The 19,930-nt window shown below is 53.7% G+C and carries 14 protein-coding genes; 11 read left to right on the forward strand and 3 right to left on the reverse strand.

What is annotated here, in order from left to right; genetic code table 11:
• Nucleotides 1–557 precede the first annotated feature (557 nt).
• The 6 genes from AB4Y93_RS14705 to AB4Y93_RS14730 all read left to right on the forward strand — a co-directional run bounded on the left by AB4Y93_RS14705 (nucleotide 558) and on the right by AB4Y93_RS14730 (nucleotide 4,694).
• On the forward strand, nucleotides 558–719 hold the full coding sequence (locus tag AB4Y93_RS14705; protein WP_167278470.1) for a hypothetical protein: 162 nt from the start codon (nucleotides 558–560) through the stop codon (nucleotides 717–719).
• A 44-nt stretch (nucleotides 720–763) separates the two neighbouring features.
• On the forward strand, nucleotides 764–1,618 hold the full coding sequence (locus tag AB4Y93_RS14710) for a hypothetical protein (protein WP_441893150.1): 855 nt from the start codon (nucleotides 764–766) through the stop codon (nucleotides 1,616–1,618).
• A 37-nt stretch (nucleotides 1,619–1,655) separates the two neighbouring features.
• A complete protein-coding gene (locus AB4Y93_RS14715) occupies nucleotides 1,656–2,108 on the forward strand; it encodes a flavodoxin (protein ID WP_441893152.1) in 453 nt (150 codons plus the stop codon).
• Nucleotides 2,109–2,235: 127 nt separating this feature from the next.
• The gene (locus AB4Y93_RS14720; protein WP_441893154.1) at nucleotides 2,236–2,913 is read left to right on the forward strand and encodes a hypothetical protein; all 678 of its coding nucleotides are present in this window, start codon (nucleotides 2,236–2,238) and stop codon (nucleotides 2,911–2,913) included.
• Nucleotides 2,914–3,100: 187 nt separating this feature from the next.
• Nucleotides 3,101–3,952 (forward strand): AraC family transcriptional regulator, encoded by an 852-nt coding sequence (locus AB4Y93_RS14725; protein WP_441893156.1) that lies wholly within the window; start codon nucleotides 3,101–3,103, stop codon nucleotides 3,950–3,952.
• Between the two features lie 70 nt (nucleotides 3,953–4,022).
• A complete protein-coding gene (locus AB4Y93_RS14730; RefSeq protein WP_167278475.1) occupies nucleotides 4,023–4,694 on the forward strand; it encodes an SOS response-associated peptidase in 672 nt (223 codons plus the stop codon).
• 516 nt (nucleotides 4,695–5,210) lie between these two features.
• On the opposite strand, the gene AB4Y93_RS14735 is transcribed toward AB4Y93_RS14730, so the two are convergent.
• The 3 genes from AB4Y93_RS14735 to AB4Y93_RS14745 form a co-directional block, all read right to left on the reverse strand.
• On the reverse strand, nucleotides 5,211–6,194 hold the full coding sequence (locus tag AB4Y93_RS14735; protein WP_441893158.1) for an electron transfer flavoprotein subunit alpha/FixB family protein: 984 nt from the start codon (nucleotides 6,192–6,194) through the stop codon (nucleotides 5,211–5,213).
• A 186-nt stretch (nucleotides 6,195–6,380) separates the two neighbouring features.
• On the reverse strand, nucleotides 6,381–6,536 hold the full coding sequence (locus tag AB4Y93_RS14740; RefSeq protein WP_441893160.1) for a hypothetical protein: 156 nt from the start codon (nucleotides 6,534–6,536) through the stop codon (nucleotides 6,381–6,383).
• A 326-nt stretch (nucleotides 6,537–6,862) separates the two neighbouring features.
• Nucleotides 6,863–7,678 carry an electron transfer flavoprotein subunit beta/FixA family protein gene (locus AB4Y93_RS14745; protein WP_441893321.1) on the reverse strand — a complete coding sequence of 272 codons (816 nt, stop codon included), beginning with the start codon at nucleotides 7,676–7,678 and terminating at the stop codon, nucleotides 6,863–6,865.
• Nucleotides 7,679–7,942: 264 nt separating this feature from the next.
• Between AB4Y93_RS14745 and AB4Y93_RS14750 the strand changes: the two genes are divergently transcribed.
• From AB4Y93_RS14750 to AB4Y93_RS14770, 5 genes are all read left to right on the forward strand, one after another.
• Entirely contained in the window at nucleotides 7,943–10,186 is a 2,244-nt protein-coding gene (locus AB4Y93_RS14750) for a heterodisulfide reductase-related iron-sulfur binding cluster (RefSeq protein ID WP_441893323.1), read from the forward strand.
• A 349-nt stretch (nucleotides 10,187–10,535) separates the two neighbouring features.
• The gene (locus AB4Y93_RS14755; RefSeq protein ID WP_441893162.1) at nucleotides 10,536–12,956 is read left to right on the forward strand and encodes a 3-hydroxyacyl-CoA dehydrogenase NAD-binding domain-containing protein; all 2,421 of its coding nucleotides are present in this window, start codon (nucleotides 10,536–10,538) and stop codon (nucleotides 12,954–12,956) included.
• A 1,372-nt stretch (nucleotides 12,957–14,328) separates the two neighbouring features.
• Entirely contained in the window at nucleotides 14,329–15,540 is a 1,212-nt protein-coding gene (locus AB4Y93_RS14760; RefSeq protein WP_167278479.1) for an acetyl-CoA C-acyltransferase, read from the forward strand.
• A gap of 78 nt (nucleotides 15,541–15,618) precedes the next feature.
• Complete coding sequence (locus AB4Y93_RS14765; protein ID WP_441893164.1) at nucleotides 15,619–17,394, forward strand: acyl-CoA dehydrogenase family protein; 1,776 nt, start codon at nucleotides 15,619–15,621, stop codon at nucleotides 17,392–17,394.
• A 15-nt stretch (nucleotides 17,395–17,409) separates the two neighbouring features.
• Nucleotides 17,410–19,911, forward strand: coding sequence for a long-chain-fatty-acid--CoA ligase (locus AB4Y93_RS14770; protein WP_441893166.1), 2,502 nt, complete (start codon nucleotides 17,410–17,412; stop codon nucleotides 19,909–19,911).
• Nucleotides 19,912–19,930 lie beyond the last annotated feature (19 nt).

A 19,930-nucleotide genomic window follows, 5' to 3' on the forward strand; every position in this document is an offset into this window, starting at 1 on the left:
TTTATACAGCACACTTCACCCTGGAGGCGAGCTTTGGTGTCTTGGCTGTATTTTATACAGTATTATCCGCCCAAACGAGGCACGGCAGGTGCTGAATGTGGCAAATTGAATGTATGAGGAAATGCAACATAGCACGCGTACGTCACCCGATAGCTGGAATTATACTGCATAAAATGCAGCCTAGCTGACAAGTTCTTAATGAAATTTGTCAGGAAGACAGATATTTTGGCGGGAGCGGGCATACATTGTAACATTACGCACAGCAATTGCGAGCGGGAGTAGTCACGCTATATGCATTGCTGCTTCTCGCGTCGAAATAATTGCAGATAGGAATAGGTACTGGGTACAGTTGACAGTGCCATTGAGAATGGTTATCATGAATATAACGAAACTGATAATCATTATCAATAGCATATAATGGAATTTTGGTCCTGGTGGATAGTCGGCAGAGATCAAGAGGACAAACTGGAGCGTTGCTAGACAGCATGCAGCTGTAACTACAGAAGCAATTACTTATCGGGCAGAGGCTTAGGTGCAGCATAAAGGAGGTTCTGACATTGGGTTTGTTGTATGAAATGGTTGTGAAGAAAAGGCAGTCGATGACGCAAAATAAGCCGAACCAAAGTAGAGAACATGAGGAGCGGGTAAGCAGCCCATGGACGGTGAAGTCGATCACAATTCATGCAGCTGATCAAGAACGGAAAGAACATAACAAGTAAGCCTAAACGATAGGGCATCACATAGCATTGGAGCTGGTTCAATAATGAAGGAAAGTCGATTTAACGCTAACGGGCAGCAGCCGGAGCAAACAGAAGAAGTGATTAATCACGAGGGGAAGCCATGGAACTGGATGCTGTTCCCCTTTTCCTCCGTGCGGGTGGGCCAGGAATCCATTCTTGCTGCCTCTGTTGGTTATGGAGTGTATGAAATCAATGAATTTGGCGAGTGGAACAAGCTGGGTGCCGGAATGCCGGAGAATGCCAGTGTGAACCGGCTCCAGCTGCACAGCGGTGTCCTGCATGCGTGCACGAGCGAAGGGCTGTACATGTTCGATGAGGAAGAATGGGTAGATACGGGACTAGCTGTCCCTTGCTTCCAATATCGGCTGTTAGGCGGAACCGGTTATGCGGCGACGGAATACGGGTTATGGGCGGAGATTCGCGGGGAATGGCAGAAGTTCGCCTGTCCGGAAAAACGGGTGTACGATTTTATGAATTTGCCGCAATATCTGGTTGTTGCTCATGAGAGCGGCATTTCGCTCTATGACCGGTTTATGGATGAATGGGCGGAGTTTGAACTGCAACGGGCGGTTACGAGCCTATCTGTATTCCGAGGGTACCTAATTGGGGCAAGCGATAAGGGAGAGCTGCTGGTTGGGGATAAAAGGGGCCGGTTCGACCGAATCCGCTTCAGCGGCAAGTTTATTTTCTCTGTCGTCTCTATTGGTATCGATACTTATGTGTGTACGGATCACGGTTTATTCCGGCTCAGCCAGATTCAAAGTCATTTCTCGCTGCTCTCGGTTAAGCTTGGAGTTCCTGTGACGGATGTAGAGCTTCATGATGGAAGGCTGTATATGGCGACCTTATTTCAAGGCATTCAATATTTAGATATTTAAATTACTTTCTTACAGGGGAAATAGGAGGTACGGGAGATTGGCGAAAGTCATTGTACTTTATGCAAGTATGACGGGGAACACCGAAGAGATGGCAGGTGCGGTTGCCGTTGGGGCAAGAGAAGCAGGGGCTGAAGTTGTCCTGCGGGATGTTTTTGACGCAACAGCTTCTGAGCTTGTGCAATATGACGGAATTGCCATTGGAGCCTATACTTGGGGAGACGGCGAATTGCCTGATGAATTCCTTGATGTCTATGAAGCGATGAGCGCTCTTGATCTAAGCGGGCGAAAGGCTGCTGTATTTGGCTCAGGAGACTCATCCTACCCGATCTTTTGCGGAGCAGTCGATACGATTGGGGAGAGGCTGAAGGAGCTGGGCGCGGAATTAGTAGCAGAGGGCGTGAAGGTAGAGTTTACCCCGTCGGAGGAAGAGTTGAAGAAATGCCAAGCAGTAGGACGACTGGTTGCAGGCGCTGTGCCGGCGTTGAATTAGATCCAACCGGAAGAGGTGACCGGGTATTAGCGCGATAGCAAAAGGAACGATCATCGAGGATTATAAGCTGGAAGAGTTATTAAGATGCCCATACCGATACATAAAACGGCAGGGTACCAAACCGCCAATGAAGACGGACGTGAACTGGATGCAGCTTTCTCAGCTTGCAGTCAGCCATGTGGTGCATGCTTTTTATTCGACGCCAGAGATGGAACGGCCTTGGTTCTCCATCCCAGCTATTCTGGAGCGATGGTGGACGAACAAAGTATTCAAGTTTGAGTCGGAGGAGCATTATTGGTCAATCAAGCAACGCCTTATCGATGGCCTTCATTTATTACTAATGGAAGATAAGAGCGATTCTCCCCTTATCCTGTTCGAACAGCATCAAGTATTCGTGAAGGAGCTTCAGGTGGAGCTGATGCAAATTTTGCAGCTTGTGCTTAGAAGTGAGGATGGAGAACCGTCTGATTATATTGTGCGCAAATATATCGTCGATGAGGACGAAGATATGATTGCTTTGTTTCAGCATTTGACGGCTGTTTTTTGTGCGAGTGCATTCGGCAGGCTGCCACTTCAGATCGAGGTGCTGTCTGTGCTAAGCGGCAATCGGCTAGTGACGCATCCAACGCAGGAATCGCTCCAAGGGTCAATTGATTACATGAAGCTTGTCACAAGCTTAATGCCTGAGGCTGCTTCGGAGCCGATGCAAATTCGTAAAACGCAAGGATCAGCAGAATGCCGCCGCTGTCCGTTTCTTGAAGAATGCATAGGACAGGCAGAGACGGCTGAAGCCGTTATGATGTAAAGATAATAGCCTTGCTCTTCTAACAGAGGAGCAGGGCTATTTTTTCATAGAATGACAGGGATGAGGAGACTTCTAGAGCATCTGTCGAATATTGTAGACAAATAGGGTTGATTTATGTAACATGGCAATAGCTTTAAGGATTTTTTGCATACATACACACACAACTAGACAACGAGGAGAGGTTTTTGTGTCGGAGGAATTGCTGCTGACTTTTCGGTCGCCGCCGCTGCCGTTTTTCATAGAGTCAAATAGAAGAACCTATCACGCGGGGGAGGAGCATCCGAACCGGACGAATCTAGGCGTGTTTGATCTGTTATTTGTCCAGCAGGGGTCGCTTTACATCGCCGAGGAGGGCAAACGGTGGACGCTGAATGCGGGGGATGTGCTCATTCTTCGGCCAGACCGCTGGCATTATTCCTATAAGCCCTGCCAAGAGGATACGGTTTTTGACTGGGTACATTTTCAGACGGTAGGGGCCTGGGAGGAAACCGAGGGAAGTCAGCAAGGCTCGCTGCGCGGAGATTATTACACCTATGCCATCCGTCTGCCGAAAAAAATGCATTTATCGTTCCCGGACGAAGCGAAGCTTCTATTCTCCCAGCTGCATGAAGCAGCGCAAAGCTCTTCGCATGGCGCTTTTTGGGAGCGTCAGCAGCGTTTTCTCCACTTGCTGCAGATGCTTGATGAAGGCTGGCGTTCGGATGCGGCAAAAGCTGGCGTCTCCGTCGCGGAGCGGGCTGCTGCTTATTTGAAAATGAACTATCGAAGCATTATTACGAATACGATGCTGAGCGAAGCGCTTCAGCTTCATACCAATTATATAACCCGTTGTATGACGGAGGTATTTGGCTGTACACCGCAGCAATATTTGCTGTATTACCGCTTAGACCAAGCGAAGCTTCTGCTGATCAAGACAGATTGGCCAATCGCAAGGGTGGCAGAGGAGACCGGATTCAGGCAGACGCCGCATTTCTCAAGACTTTTTGCTGCTCAGACCGGCATGCCGCCGCTTAAATTCCGCAAACGTTTTACGAATTAATGGGATATTAACGCATAATCAACCTGTGCTTAAGCAAATACTTGGTAAAAAGCACAGGGGGTTATATTGCATGATAGAACGTTATTCCATTACAGCAGATGTTGGAGATATGATTGAGTCTTTTAAGGTGGAACAGTTAATTAACTGTTATACGAACCGATTTAATGTGGCACCGACCCAAACGGTGTCGATCGTAATGACGGACCGCTGGGGTCTGCGCACGATGCATGATGCAAGATGGGGACTTTTCCCGTTCTGGGCAAAGGATTCGGTCAATGCGGACAGCTCGATGCTGTCAAACAAGCCTTTCTTCGAGCGGATGCTTCGGAAGCAAAGATGTGTTGTCCCTTGCAGCGGCTTCTTCGGCTGGCAGAAGGGTCAGAAGGAAAAGGATTCCCGTGCTATGCACATCGTTGTGCCGAATCAGGGATTGTTTGGTATCGCCGGCTTCTTCGACGTATGGCGGAATTACAGCGGGCAAGAGGTGCGTGCTTTTACGATGATCACGGCGCCGGCTTCGGGTACGATGTCGCAATGGCAGCCTAACGTGCCGATTATTATGGATGAAGAGGGCATAGAGGACTGGCTGAATCCGCGTATTTCGGATTTCCGCTCGCTGCGTAAGCATCTCGAGCCGATGGACAGCTACCGGATGCGGGCTTATCCAGTGACGAATGCTGTTGGTGATGAGGCTTATGAATCACCGGATTGTATCCGGGAGATTCGTCCAGATTTTGCCTGAATGATGAGAAGGCGCGTTCCCTGGGGGACGCGCCTTTTCTGTGGGTGGAGCAGGTTAACTGAGCTGGTTAGGCGGTTAATCAGGGCGTATGACTAGCCCGTCGGACTGGACGGGGTAGGCGGTTAACCAGGTTGTTTGACTAGCCCTCGGACTGGACGGGGTAAGAGGTTAACCAGGTTGTCTGACTAGCCCATCGGATTGGTCTGGTCGGCGGTAAACCAGGTTGTCTGACTAGCCCATCGGACTGGGCTAGGCGGCTAACGAATCCTGGTATCGTTATTTACCCGTTTGGGGCAGCTTTTGGAATCTAACGAGTCCTCGTATCGCTATTTGGTGATTTAGGTGAATATGGTGGGCATTATCACGAAAATAACACTATTACGATTCGTTAGAATTCCGCGAGCGGCGTTTGAGGCTGAATAAGCGACTGAGGATTCGTTAGAGTTGGGTGATTAACTTGTAGAATGATTAACTGACAGAGTGATTAACTTCATGGATGATTAACTAACAGAATGATTAACCAGATTGCGTTCTGCGGAACTCATCTGTTAATAATGGAACAACCTCGAATAGATCCCCGACAATGCCATAATCAGCGACGCTGAAGATGGGAGCGTCGGGGTCTTTGTTTATAGCGATGATTACGCGCGATTGGCTCATGCCGGCTAAATGCTGGATCGCGCCGCTGATGCCGCAGGCGATATAGAGCTGGGGCGTGACGACCTTGCCGGTCTGCCCGATCTGCAGGGCATACCCGCAATAGCCGGCATCGCAGGCGCCGCGGGAGGCGCCAACTGCGCCGCCGAGCTGGCCCGCCAGCGCTTGCAGCGGCTCAAAGCCCGCTGCACTGCGCACGCCTCTGCCGCCGGAGACGACCACGTCGGCTTCGGCGAGATCGATTTGACCGCCAGCTCGTCGCACAAGCGAGCGCACGGCGGTCAGGAGCGGCGGCACCGTGAACGGCAGCGCCTGCACGGTGCCTTGAGCTTCGCCGGCCGCCAGGGTCTCGGCCGGCTCGAAGTTGTTCGGCCTAACCGTGACGACCCACGGCTGGCCTGGGGTGAAGCTGCGCCGCTCGAACGCCTTGCCGGCGTAGATCGGCCGCGTAAATACGCCATCCTCTTCATCGATGGCGGTGACGTCTGCGACGTGGCCGGCGCCGCAGGCCGCGGCCACGCGGGGCGCGAGCTCGCGCCCAATGGCGGTATGGCCGAGCAGCAACGCGTCCGGCCGCACCGCCTCCATTGCTGCGCGCAGGGCGGCGATGTACGCCTCGGGCGCGAAGGCGCGAAGGGCCGGGTCGTCCGCAATATGGACGACATCTGCCCCTCGCGCAGCCAGCTCGGCCGCTTCATCGGCCGCGCCGCCGGCTGTGGCGAGGACGGCATGGACCGAGCCGTCTCCGCCTGCGAGGCGCCGGGCTGCGCCAAGTGCCTCAAGCGCCACGCGGCGCAGCTTGCCGTCCCGGCTCTCGGCGAAGACGAGTATTGTTCTTCCCATTTGTAATTCCTCCTTTGTTGCAGTGATAACTGCAGCTTCTCTCTGAACTCAAACGTTGCTGAAGTAACCTTTGTTTGGTACCCGCCTTCTGGGGGCAATAAGTCCCTGTGAGTGCCTTATTGCCTCAGATCGAGTAGTCATCGTATCGAATAAGACCCTCGTAGGGTCTTATTTCAATGGTTTCTTCTAGTAATCGATGTATTTACGGCTGCTGCGGTCGAGATAAGACCCCGGCAGGGTCTTATCTGAATAAATCCGGTAGAAGAATGGGCGATAAGACCCTGACAGGGTCATATCACTGGCATCGCTAGTTGGCGGTGGACAAGTAACTGGCTCCCGCAAGAATAAGTCCTTCAGAGACCCTATCAAGCTGAATAAACTTGGCGCGAGCCATGTTAAGGTCCCATAGGGGCTTTAACGATTGAAACAGCAGCAATATTACCGCCAAAGTGTCTGTTCACGTGAGCATAGGTTCCTTTGGAGACCTTAACTGGCTGAAAAGCGTTGCGCGTGCCGCGTTAAGGCCCCTGAGGGAACCTTAACAATAGATGAATGAGAAAAGCCGCCGCCCAAATGGTCTGTTCCCGCAAACTTAATACCGATTAATCGCCTTAACTATTAACGGCGGCATGCATCAAGCGAGCGCGGCAATCCCGTCACGCTTGCATCTACTGCGGCAGCTGCCCCTCCGCCTGCAGCAGGCGGACCAGCTCGAGTGCCTGCTCGCCAGGCGTTCCCGCGATACGCCGGCCCGTAGCGCGGGGCGCCGGCGGGAAAAGCTCAACGCGCGATGTTCTCGCGCCTTCGTCCGCGCTCGCGGCCGCCGCCACCCTGGCGAGCGGCTTGCGCTTCGCCTTCATAATGCCCGGCAGCGACGGATAGCGCGGCTCGTTCAAGCCTTGCTGCGCCGTGACCAGCGCGGGCAGCGGGATGACGACCGTCTCCGTATCGCCTTCCACGTCACGCTCCACTACCGCGAACCGTTCCGCCGCCGCAGCTCCTGCCGGCAGCTCGCCGGATGCCTTCGCCTCATCCGGTCCAATAATGCCTAGCTTCACCGCAGATGAAGCATGCGGCAGGCCCAGCCGCTCCGCGATCTGGAGCGCAACGCTGCCGGAGCCGCTGTCGACGGCGAATAAGCCGGCCAGCAGCAGGTCCGGCTTCAGCGGCTCGATCACCTTTGCGAGTGCAGCAGCCAGTGCGAAGCTGTCATCCCCCGGCACGGTTGCAATGTCCAGCCGAATAGCTTCGTCCGCTCCCATCGCAAGCGCTGTTCGCAGTGCTTCCTCCGATCGGTCGCCGCCGCAGGAGATAACACGAACCTCGCCGCCATGCTGCTCGCGCTGGCGCAGCGCTTCCTCAAGGGCATATTCGTCATAAGGATTAATGACGAGTTTGGCATCTGCCTCCGCAATCGCGCCGTCCTTTACCGAAATTTTTTCTTCCGTATCAAACGTCTGCTTTAGTAGAACGACAATGTTCAGCATCGCAGCATAACCTCCTCCAAAACTGTAATTCCAACATCTCCATGCCTCTCAATATCCCGTGCTGCAAGGCCCGGCTTACCCAAATTCCATCAGTGCTACGATATGAGGCAACACGGCCAAATAGACCGTCCAAAGCGGCGAAAGGGGCGGCATGTTCATGCTAACGGGCTCATATACTGGAGCACCGCGGTATTTTGAAAGAAAGCGCTTATGAACTTGTCCGAATGAAGGGCTGCAAAAGGGGGCGAAGCGCGTATGGGCATGCTGGATTGGTGGTCGGCAGATGAGGTAACAACGGCAGTTAGATGGATATTTTTTGCTGTGGTAACAGGGCTGGCTGCAGCTGCGTTTGCAACCGTTGTACTGCGCAGAGTCGGGTATATGAAGCTTGGCCGGGCGGCTCCGCTTGAAGAAATACCGGTCGATGAGCTTGAGCGCCACAAGAAGAAGAGAGGTCGTTCTTCAGTAGCTGGTCAAGTACTCGGGCATCGCAAGCTGCTGCGCGATATTAGAAGCGGAGTCATGCATTTCATTTACTTCTACGGCTTTATTATCCTGCAGTTTGGGGCGGCAGATCTGATCTGGAAAAAACTCAGCGGTCACCCGATACCTTTTCCCTACTACGGACAGTTTGCCTGGTCGCAGGAGTTGACCGTATCTCTTGTCTTCCTTGCTGTTCTGTACGGGGCATTCCGCCGGTATATCGAGCAGCTGCCAAGGCTGAAAAGAGGCTGGAAGCCTTCCCTCGTTCTATGGTTTATTGGCGGCTTGATGCTGACGGTTCTGCTGACCCTAACTTTCGAGCGGCTGTCGGCGGACCCTCATTCTGTAGCTGAACGTTACGCACCTGTCTCCTCCGTACTTGCGGACTGGATCGGGAAGCTTGGCATGCCGACAGGCAGTATCGCAGCGGAAGCTGGCTATGAGCTGTTCTGGTGGATGCATTTACTGGTGCTGTTGTCCTTCCTTGTGTATGTGCCGCAGTCGAAGCATTTTCACCTCATAACGGCTCCCATTAATTTATGGCTGGGGCGGAACGCGCCGGTGGGTCGTCTTGTGCCGCTTAATTTGGAGGATGAGGATGCGGAGTCGTTTGGTGTGGGGAAGGTAGATCATTTTACGCAAAAACAGCTCCTCGATCTGTACGCTTGCGTCGAATGCGGCCGTTGTACGAACGTGTGCCCTGCCTCGAACACCGGCAAGCTGCTGTCGCCGATGCATCTGATGACGAAGCTTCGTGATCACCTGACGGAAAAAGGGGCTGCCATTACTTCGAAGTCACCTTGGATCCCATCCGCGATGGGCGGGCAGTTGGCAGGAGCCCATGTGATGGGGGCGGTAATTCCGATTTGGGAAGAAAGCCCCGAGGGTAGTGTCACTTCTATTATTCCGACAATGACAGCGCAAAAGCAGGCCTGGGGTGTCAGGGAGACCATGAAGGTGGAAGAGCTGGAGCTGATTGGGGACGTCATGACAGAAGAGGAGCTGTGGGCTTGCACAACCTGCCGCAACTGCGAGGAGATGTGCCCTGTTGGCAATGAGCATGTCGACAAAATTATCGATATGCGCCGTTATCTCGTGCTGATGGAAGGACGGATGCCGTTCGACGGCCAGCGTGCCCTTCAAAATATTGAACGCCAAAGCAATCCATGGGGGCTGCCAAGAGCGGAGCGTGCGGCATGGATCGACGATTGCGAGACCCGCACAGGCATCCGTGTCCGGACGATGCAGGAGATAAAAAAGCAAGGAGCTGCGAAGCCGGAGTTCCTCCTGTGGGCAGGGTCAATGGGCGCGTACGATACACGCAGCAGGCGTGTGCTCTATGATCTCGTGCGGCTGCTGGACCGGGCGGGGGTGTCGTTTGCCACGCTTGGACTGGAGGAGCGGAGCTCGGGTGATACGGCGCGGCGGATCGGCAACGAGCTTTTATTCCAAGAGTTATGCCGCGAAAATATCGAGACCATCGCTCGTTACGGGGTAACTCGGATTGTTACGGCATGTCCGCATACGTACAACGCTTTCCTAAAGGAATACCCCGACTTCGGTCTGCCAAAAAGCATTCAGATTGAACATCATACGGAATTGCTTGCCCGTCTCTTGAAGGAAGGTCAGCTGAAGCCTGCGCATGAGTTGAAAGAACGGGTTACTTACCATGATTCCTGCTATTTGGGCCGGTATAACGGTGTCTATGATGCACCTCGGGAAGTGCTGAAGGCCATTCCTGGCGTTGAGCTTGAAGAAATGGCACGTTCACGCGAGAACGGCATGTGCTGTGGTGCAGGCGGCGGGCTTATGTGGATGGAGGAGCAAAGTGGTGTACGCGTCAACCGGGCAAGAGTCTCGCAAGCGCTGGAGGTGCGCCCGACGATTATCGGTTCTGCATGTCCGTACTGCTTAACGATGATGGAAGACGGATTAAAGCTGCTCGAAGCGGATGAAAAAACGTCAGCCAGAGATGTTGCAGAGGTGCTTGCAGCGAGTGTGTTTGGCGGGGAGACTGCGTAGCTTACGAATTAAGAATTGCCCCAAGCGGCATAAGATTAGCCACTCTAGGAATGCAATTCTTTTTGATGCTTACGAAGTAAGAATATCCACGAAATGGCCAAGGAACGGCCAAATATGTGGTCATTCTTTAGGCCCATGCTTACGAAGTAAGAATTGCTTCAATCGGCATAAGATTAGCCGCTCTATAATGCAATTCTTTTTGATGCTTACGAAGTAAGAATATCCACGAATGGCCAAAGACGGCCATTTGCGTGGTCATTCTTTAAGCCCATGCTTACGAAGTAAGAATATCCACAAGTGGCTAAAGGCAGCCACTAATGTAGCTATTCTTTTGAGGAGGTGCTTTCGAATGTCGATAAATCGAACGGGTACAGTGAGGCGCGCGGCGGTCATCGGGTCTGGCGTTATGGGCGCCGGGATTGCTGCGCATCTGGCGAATGCCGGTATGCGTGTGCTGCTGCTCGATGTAGTGCCGCAAACTCTTCTTCCAGAGGAGGAAAAACGAGGGCTTCCCCTGGCTTCCCCACAGGTGCGGAGCCGCCTTTCACAAGCAGCAATTGGCCGTATGGTGAAGGCGCAGCCTGCACCGCTGTATGAGCCGTCTTTGGCCGCGAGGATTACGGCAGGTAATCTGGAGGATCATCTCACTGCCTTGTCCGAGGTGGATTGGATTGTGGAAGCGGTGGTCGAGCGGCTGGATGTGAAGCGGAGTCTGTTTGAGAAGGTGGAGTCGGTATGGAAGCCGGGAACGCTTGTGACTTCGAATACGTCGGGCTTATCCGTGGCTGAGATGGTGGAAGGCAGGAGTGAGGCGTTCCGGCAGCATTTTGCAGTGACACATTTCTTCAACCCGCCCCGCTATATGAAGCTGGTGGAGGTTGTGCCGACGGCAGATACCGATCCTGCGGTTACAGCTCTCTTGGCTGCGCTTTGCGAGGAGCGGCTTGGTAAAGGTGTTGTTGTAGCGAAGGATACGCCGAATTTTATCGCGAACCGGATCGGCACTTACGGCATGCTTGTTACGCTGGAAGAGGTTCTGAGATACGGACTCACGGTGGAGGAAGCCGATGCGCTGACGGGTCCTGCCATGGGTCGTCCAAAGACGGCGACCTTCCGGATGCTTGATCTGGTTGGCCTTGATACGCTGCTTCATGTCGTAGATAACGTCCGTGATAAAAGCTCAGATCCTGCGGAGCGCGAGACGTTCGCCAGACCTCCGCTGCTGGAGCAGCTTGTAGCTGCAGGCAGGCTGGGAGAGAAGAGCGGAGGCGGCTTTTATCGGAAAATAAAGGGGCCCAAAGGCGGCAGCGAGATCGAATCATTAGATTTGCAATCGCTTGCTTATAGGTCGCGCAGCTCGGTCAAGGGGCCGATTATAGACGCAGCGAAGGCGGCCAAAGGAACAGGTGGAAAAGTGAAGGCGCTGCTTGGCACCGATCCTAACCACCGTTATGCCCAATTCGCCTGGCAGACCATTAAGCGGACGCTGCTCTATTCGGCCAACCTTGTTGGAGTCATTGCCGATTCCATCACGGATATCGATAAAGCGATGAAATGGGGCTTCAACTGGGAGCTTGGACCGTTCGAGCTGTGGGATGCGCTGGGACTGCAGAAATCCGTTGCCCGGATGAAGGCCGAAGGGGATGTGGTGCCGGAGTGGGTGGTGCAATGGATCACGGAAGGTCATAGCAGCTTTTATGCGGTACAGGAAGGCAAGCGTTTGGTTTACTCAGGTGCAGGCGGTGGTGGGTATGCCATAGAGGAGCAATCCCCGGATGAAATATCGCTTGCTGCTTTGAAGGAAGCGGGCAGGACGGTACTGCGTACCTCAGATGCCAGCTTGATCGATCTTGGCGACGACGTCGTCTGCCTCGAATTCCACTCGCAGAATAACGCAATCGGAGGAGAGGTACTGACGGCTATCAGGCGGACAGCCGATGAGGTAAGCCGTAATTGGCGAGGACTCGTAATTGCTAACGATGGACGTAACTTCTGCGTAGGCGCCAATCTGCTGCTTCTGCTCATGGAGGCGCAAAACGGCGAATGGGATGAAGTCGAAGACATCATCCGGATGTTCCAGAGCAGCATGCTCTCGATAAAAAAATTAGACCGCCCCGTCGTCGCCGCCCCTCATCGGATGACGCTTGGCGGAGGCGTCGAGGCATGTTTACCGGCTGATCAGATTATTTTCTCGCCGGAGACATACTTTGGCCTCGTCGAGACCGGCGTCGGCCTGATTCCGGCAGGCGGCGGCTCGAAGGAAGCCGCTATTATGGCAGCGGCGCGTGCTGGAGGCGGTGAGATTCAACCGCATTTGAACGAACTGTTCGAGACGGTCGCGATGGCTCGCACATCCTCAAGCGGCTTCGATGTTGGCCGCATCGGGCTGAAACGCCCGCAGGACCGTGTCATTATGCGGCAGGATGCTCGCATTGCCGAAGCCAAGCGGGCGGTGCTCGAGCTTGACCGTGCTGGCTATACGCCACAGCCGGAATCACGCGTCCGTGTGGCAGGCCGCGAAGGCAAAGCTGTGCTGCGCATGGGTGTGCACAGCTTGCTGCTCGGTGGCCAAATCAGCAAGCATGACGCGCTGATCGGCAATAAGCTCGCCCATGTTATGGCCGGAGGCGACGCCGCTCCGGGGGCAGAAGTGAGCGAGCAATATTTGCTCGATCTGGAATGTGAGGCCTTCCTCAGTCTCTGCGGCGAACGCAAGACGCAGGATCGCATGAGTCACATGCTTTCCACCGGCAAGCCGCTGCGGAACTAGGCAGGTAAGACGCGGGATGCAGTGGGGCTATTGCCTAGAATCCATGCCCGACTCACAGCTGCACTAGCATTCACACTCCTAGCAATATTCACACCTACTCTCGCACCTAATCCACACTTACACCTAAACTTACACCCACATTCCCATCAACACTCATATTCACACTCAAATCTGCACTCATAAATACGCTAACTTCTAAGCTCATTCTCCGGCCCAGACTGTATTTCGTACAGCCTAATGCCGCGCTATCAACAAGTAACTAACCCTGCGTTGGATTCTATCCAGCATAATCAGCAGATTTTCTGCGGGTATGGTCTGCTCGAGCAGATGTTACTGTAGAGAATCCAACGTAGGTGGGTCATACGAGCTTATGCTGGACTTTTACTGGAGTAATTCCAACGTAGGCCAACGCTATCATATGAATCCAGGCAGTAAAGGGGCGGATAGTGTTGGCTTCCAGGTACTATACACTAAAATCTAAGCTCATTCCGCCCAGACTGTATTTCGTACAGCCTAATACCGCGCTATCAACAAGTAACTAACCCTGCGTTGGATTCCATCCAGCATAATCAGTAACTTTTCTGCGGGTATGGTCTGCTCGAGCGAATGTTACTGTATTGAATCCAACGTAGGCGGGTTATACGAGCTTTTGATCTACTTTTGTTGGAGTAATTCCAACGTAGGTCAAACGCTATCGTATGAATTCAGGCAGTAAAGGGGAGGAAAGTGTTGGCTTCCAGGTACTTAAGGTCCTTCCGGGACCTTAAGTACCCTGGAGTTCACTGTTTGGAGCACATTAAGGTTCCTAAGGGAACTTAAAACTCAGGATACACGCAGAAAAGCAGCAGTAAACGCTCCATTCCAAATACGTAAGGCCATAAGGTCCATAAAGGACCTTATCTCTCAAAATCTAAGCAGATATGTAGTCGAAAACGAAGACCGCGTGGCAGATAAGGCCCTGTGAGGGTCTTATCTGCCACGCGCCAAGCCGTTCGGAGTGAGATAAGACCCCGAGAGGGCTTTATCCTCCCGAGTGCAAGCAGAAAAGTAGTAGAAAACGCGGACTGTGGAGCGAATAAGACCCTGTGAGGGTCTTATCTGCCACGCGCCAAGCCGTTCGGGGTGAGATAAGACCCTGAGAGGGCTTTATCCTCCCGAGCTCAAGCAGAAAAGTAGTAGAAAACGCGGACTGTGGAGCGAATAAGACCCTACGAGGGTCTTATCTGCCACGCGCCAAGCCGTTCGGAGTGAGATAAGGCCCTGAGAGGGCCTTGTCTGCCCGAACTATTGCTGTCGATTAGATCGGCCGGGGCGAATGACACGGCGCTTCGCGTGAATGCCGCGCGCAGCGCCAACAAGAAGGAGGACGCTTATGGGAGCAGCGGGCAAGTTTGTGGATAGTGACCGCGATGCCGTTATTGTATCAGCGGTACGTACTGCGGTCGGCAAGGCGAAGAAGGGGAGTCTGGCGGAGACGAGGGCCGAGGACCTTGGACGGGCCGTGCTGACCGCAGCGCTGGAGCGGGTACCGGGCTTGAATGCAGCTGATGTCGAGGATGTGATTATTGGCTGTGCGATGCCGGAGGGTGAGCAGGGACTGAATATGGCGAGGATCATCTCGCTTTATTCAGGCTTTCCGGTTACAACGCCTGCCGTAACGGTCAATCGATTCTGTGCATCGGGGCTGCAGTCGATTGCATATGCGGCGGAACGTATTCGCCTTGGAGAAGCTGACATCTTGGTCGCTGGCGGCGTTGAAAGCATGAGCCATGTGCCGATGACCGGCTTCAAGCTCTCACCTCATCCGGGCATTGTAGATGCCATGCCGGAAGTGTACATGGGTATGGGCCATACCGCCGAAGAAGTAGCCCGCCGCTACAATGTCACGCGAGCCGCTCAGGATGCATTCGCAGCATCGAGTCATCGCAAGGCGGCAGCGGCCATCCAGGAAGGACGTTTTAAAGATGAGATTGTACCGGTTACCGCTACACGATCTGATGTGAATGCAGCTGGACGTCCAATCGAAAAGACCTTCACCTTCGACACAGATGAAGGTGTTCGCACAGAGACTTCGCCGGAGACGCTTGCCCCGCTGAAGCCTTCTTTTGCAAGGGAAGGAACGGTAACAGCAGGTAATTCCTCGCAGATGAGCGACGGCGCAGCGGCCGTCATTGTGATGAGCCGGGCAAAAGCGAGAGAGCTTGGGCTAACGCCTTTGGCTGCTTTCCGCACCTACCGTGTTGCAGGTGTAGCCCCGGAAGTGATGGGCATCGGCCCAATCGAGGCCGTGCCAAAGGCGCTTCAAGCCGCTAACTTAACGGTTAATGACGTTGATATTTTCGAGCTGAATGAAGCTTTTGCCGCCCAATGTGTACCGATTATTGAGCAGCTCGGTATCGACCCGGAGCGTGTTAATGTAAACGGCGGTGCGATTGCACTAGGTCATCCACTTGGCTGCACAGGGACGAAGCTGTCGGTCTCGCTCATTCACGAGCTGAAGCGGCGCGGCGGTGGAATTGGTGTTGTCACAATGTGTGTAGGCGGGGGCATGGGAGCGGCAGGAGTGTTCGAAGTGTACGCATAGCATGGCCCGATAGCGAGATAGCCCGATAGGGCGAAGGTGGAGGAAGCAGGAAGGCCAACTGAAAGGAGAGCTTAAGGCATGGGGGAAAACATTCGTTTTGGTGGCAGATTCGTCATTGAAGACGCTTTGCCGTCCGCAACGGTGACGCCGGAGGATTTCAATGAAGAGCAGCGGATGATGGCGGATGCGGCACAGCAGTTTATGGAGGGAGAGATTTTCCCTGTTGATGAACAGCTTGAAGGCTTAGATTATGAACTCACTGTGAAGCTGATGCGCCAGGCAGGAGAACTTGGGCTGCTCGGAGCTGATGTACCTGAGGCCTATGGTGGGCTTGGGCTCGATAAAGTCAGTACAACATTGCTGTCGGAGACGCTTGCCCGCGCCTCCTCTTTCGCGCTGTCTGTAGGCGCACATACGGGGATTGGCACGCTGCCGATCGTCTTTTTCGGGACAGCTTCGCAGAAACGCAAATACTTGCCGAAGCTCGCAACCGGTGAGTTAATCGCGGCCTATTGCTTGACGGAGCCAGCCTCTGGATCGGATGCCCTAGGTGCGAAGACAACGGCTCGGCTGTCGCCTGACGGCAGTCATTACCTGTTGAATGGATCTAAGCTATACATCACAAATGCGGGATTTGCGGATGTGTTTATCGTGTATGCAAAGGTGGACGGGGAAGCTTTCACCGCGTTTATTGTGGAGCGGGATATGCCGGGGTTCAGTGTTGGTCCCGAAGAGCACAAGATGGGGATTAAAGGCTCATCGACTCGCCCGTTATTTTTTGAAGATGTGGCAGTCCCCGTAGACCATGTGCTTGGCGAGATTGGTCAAGGGCACAAGATCGCCTTCAACATTCTGAATATTGGAAGGTTCAAGCTTGGAGCGGGCTGTCTTGGCGGGTCGAAAGAAACGATTGAACTGGCTTCCAAATACGCCAACACGCGAAAACAATTCGGCCGCGCCATCTCCTCTTACCCATTGATCGGCGCTAAGCTGGCGGATATGAATATCCAGACGTATGTGCTCGAAAGTATGGTGTATCGTACGGCTGGCTGGATTGATGCGATGCTCAGCGCAGAAGGAGCAGGTGCCGATGCGCCGGATTCTGGCGTGCGGGCTGCGAAAGCGATCAGTGAGTATGCGCTTGAATGCTCAATTATTAAGGTGTTCGCGTCTGAGACACTGGATTTTGTGGCAGATGAGGGTGTGCAAATTCATGGCGGCTACGGCTATATCAAGGAGTACAAGGTGGAGCGTATTTACCGGGATTCGCGGATTAACCGGATTTTCGAAGGGACTAACGAGATTAACCGGATGCTGATCCCAGGAACGCTGCTCAAAAAAGCAATGAAAGGCGAGCTTCCACTCCTCGAAAAAGCGCAAGCTCTGCAGGCGGAGCTGCTTCAGCCGATGCCGGTGCCGCCGTTTGATGAGCCGCTGAGTCGTGAGGTGTACCGCGTTGCACAAGGAAAAAAAGCATTCCTTGCCGTCGGCGGCCTCGCCGTGCAGAAGCTTGGGGTTCGGCTCGATCAGGAGCAGGAAGTGCTCTGCTCGCTGTCAGATATCATGATCCAGCTGTTCGCTGCCGAAAGCGCGCTGCTGCGTACGCAAAAGCTCGTGCAAAGCGGAGCAGAAGCAAAGAACCCGATTCAAATGACAGAAATATTCATTCAGGAGGCACTGGAGAAGATCGAATCGATTGCGAAGGTCGCTCTTGCAGCACTCGCCAAGGGGGATGCCCTGCAAATGCAATTGTCTGTCTTGAAGAAGCTGATGCGTGCGCCGCTGGTGGATACGATTGCCGCCAAGAGAGAGGTTGCCGCACGCGTCATTCGCGGGGAGCAATATATTGTGTAGGAGGGGGAACGCCTTATGGATCCGTCAAATCCGGAACGCCCGCTTGTACCCGAGGATCGGCAAGAGTCGACCAATTCCACACCAATCGAAACGTCACCTTCACCACAGCAGGACGAAGCCTCAGCCTCGCAGCTCGTAGATGGAACACAGCCAGAAGTAGAGTTATCTGCAAAAGTGGCAACAGAAGGGCAGCCTGAGCAAGATAGTGCAATAGCAGAGGCAGCAGCAGATGAAGAGCCCACTGAAGCGGGCTTCGAGCAGACTGTCGAGGAGGCTGCCCCAAGCGGGGAGCCTCTAGCTGCCGAGCTCGACCTGTCGCCCGATTTGCTTACTGAAGCAGCCTCGTCTGATGAAACGCATGTGGCGGAGCCCGCTGAAGTGATCTTCGAGCAGACTGCCGTGGTGGCTGCTCCAAGCGGGGAGCCTGTCGCTACCGAGCTCGATCTGTCGCCGGATTTGCTTGCTGAAGCTGCCTCATCTGATGAGCCGCATGTGGCGGAACCCGATGAAACAGGTTTCGAGCAGACTGCCCAGGAGGCTGCCCCAATTGGGGAGCCTCTCGTTGCTGCTCTTAATGCCGAGGCTGAACCGCCGTCTGAAACAACCGCTGAAGCTATCGCATTTGATGAACCGCATGAAGCGGAGCTTGCTTCATCGGCTGTGGTAAACTCATTCGATGACCCTCCTGCCGCCCAACTCGAACTGTCGTCCGACTCACCCGTCGAAGCATCCTCGTCCGAGGATTCCTCTTCTGCGGAAACCCCAACTGAAGAAGTCGTGGCATCCGCGGCTTCGCCTACGGATGAGACCGCCGCTGCAGCAGAAATCCCAAAACCATGGCTGCGACATTATCCGCCGGAGATTCCGGCTTCTCTTGATTACCCGAATTATGGCATCCCTCAATTTCTGATCAATGCCGTAGAGAAATACCCAGCTAACGAAGCTGTTCATTTTCTAGGCAAATCCATCACTTACCGCGAGTTATATGATCATACCTGCCGCATGGCCAACGGTCTTATCACCCTTGGTGTGAAGCGGGGCGACCGCGTCGCCATCATGCTGCCGAACTGTCCGCAGGCGGTCATCTCCTACTATGCTGCTCTAATGGTCGGGGCTGTTGTTGTACAGACAAATCCTCTGTATGTCGAGCGGGAGATCGAGCATCAGCTGTCCGACAGCGGAGCTACGACTATTATTACCGTGGATCTGTTCTATGAGCGTCTTGCCCGTGTTCGTGGTGATTTCCCTGAGGCAGGTCCGCTGCCAAACCTTAAGAACGTGATCATTACGTCACTTAAGGACGGACTTCCTTTTCCGAAAAACCTGCTCTACCCGCTCAAACAACGCAAAGAAGGCTTCAAAGCAGATATTCCTTATGGCCGCCAAGGTGTAGTCTCTTATAAAAAGCTGCTGGCCTCCAGCTCCAACTTGCCTGTCATCACTGATATTCACGGCAGCGATCTTGCGCAGCTTCAATATACAGGTGGTACGACGGGAACGCCGAAAGGGGTGATGCTGACACACCGTAACCTTGTGGCCAATACGATGCAGATTGCGGCCTGGTGCTACAAAGCAAAGGATGGCTACGAAAGATTTCTAGCGGCACTGCCGTTATTCCATGTATTTGGCTTGACCGTCATCATGAATTTCTCGGTGCTGCGCGCATCTTCGCTTATTCTGCTGCCGCGCTTCGAGACGGAGACGGTGCTGGAGACAATCAGCCGTCAGCAACCCACTATATTTCCCGGTGCTCCAACGATGTATATTGCTCTTATCAATCATAAGAACGCAGCAAGCACAGACCTTTCCTCCATTGAAATATGTGTAAGCGGGTCTGCGGCTCTGCCACTTGAGGTACAGGAGCAATTCGAGAAGATGACGGGTGGCAAGCTGATTGAAGGTTATGGTCTGACGGAGGCTTCACCTGTCACGCATAGTAATCTGCTCTGGGGCAAACGCAAAATCGGTACGATTGGCTTTCCGTTCCCGGACACGGAAGCAGCAATCTTCAGCCCGGAAGGCAAGCCTCTCCCTATACGGGAGGTTGGGGAGATTGTTGTAAGGGGACCGCAGGTGATGAAAGGTTATTGGAATAATCCTGAGGAATCCGCCATTGTACTGCGCGACGGCTGGCTGCATACCGGCGATCTTGGTTATATGGATGAGGATGGTTTTTTTACAATCGTAGACCGGATTAAAGATATCATTATCGCAGGCGGTTTCAACATCTACCCGCGTGAGATCGAAGAGGTGCTGTATGAGCATCCGGCGGTGATGGAGGCTTCCGTTCTGGGAGTCAAGGATCCCTATCGGGGCGAGACCGTGAAAGCGTACATTGTGCTGAAAAAAGGCTCCAGCATCTCGGCTGCTCAGCTGGACGTCTGGTGCAGACAACGGCTTGCTGCGTTTAAGGTGCCTCACCTGTATGAATTCAGGGAGTCCCTGCCGAAGACAATGATCGGCAAAGTATTAAGGCGCAAGCTGCTTGAAGAGCTGGAGAAGGAAAAGGAACAGTAATAGTAAAGGCGGTGAGCGA

It is taken from the genome of Paenibacillus sp. YAF4_2, assembly GCF_052113225.1.
GTDB lineage: Bacteria > Bacillota > Bacilli > Paenibacillales > Paenibacillaceae > Pristimantibacillus.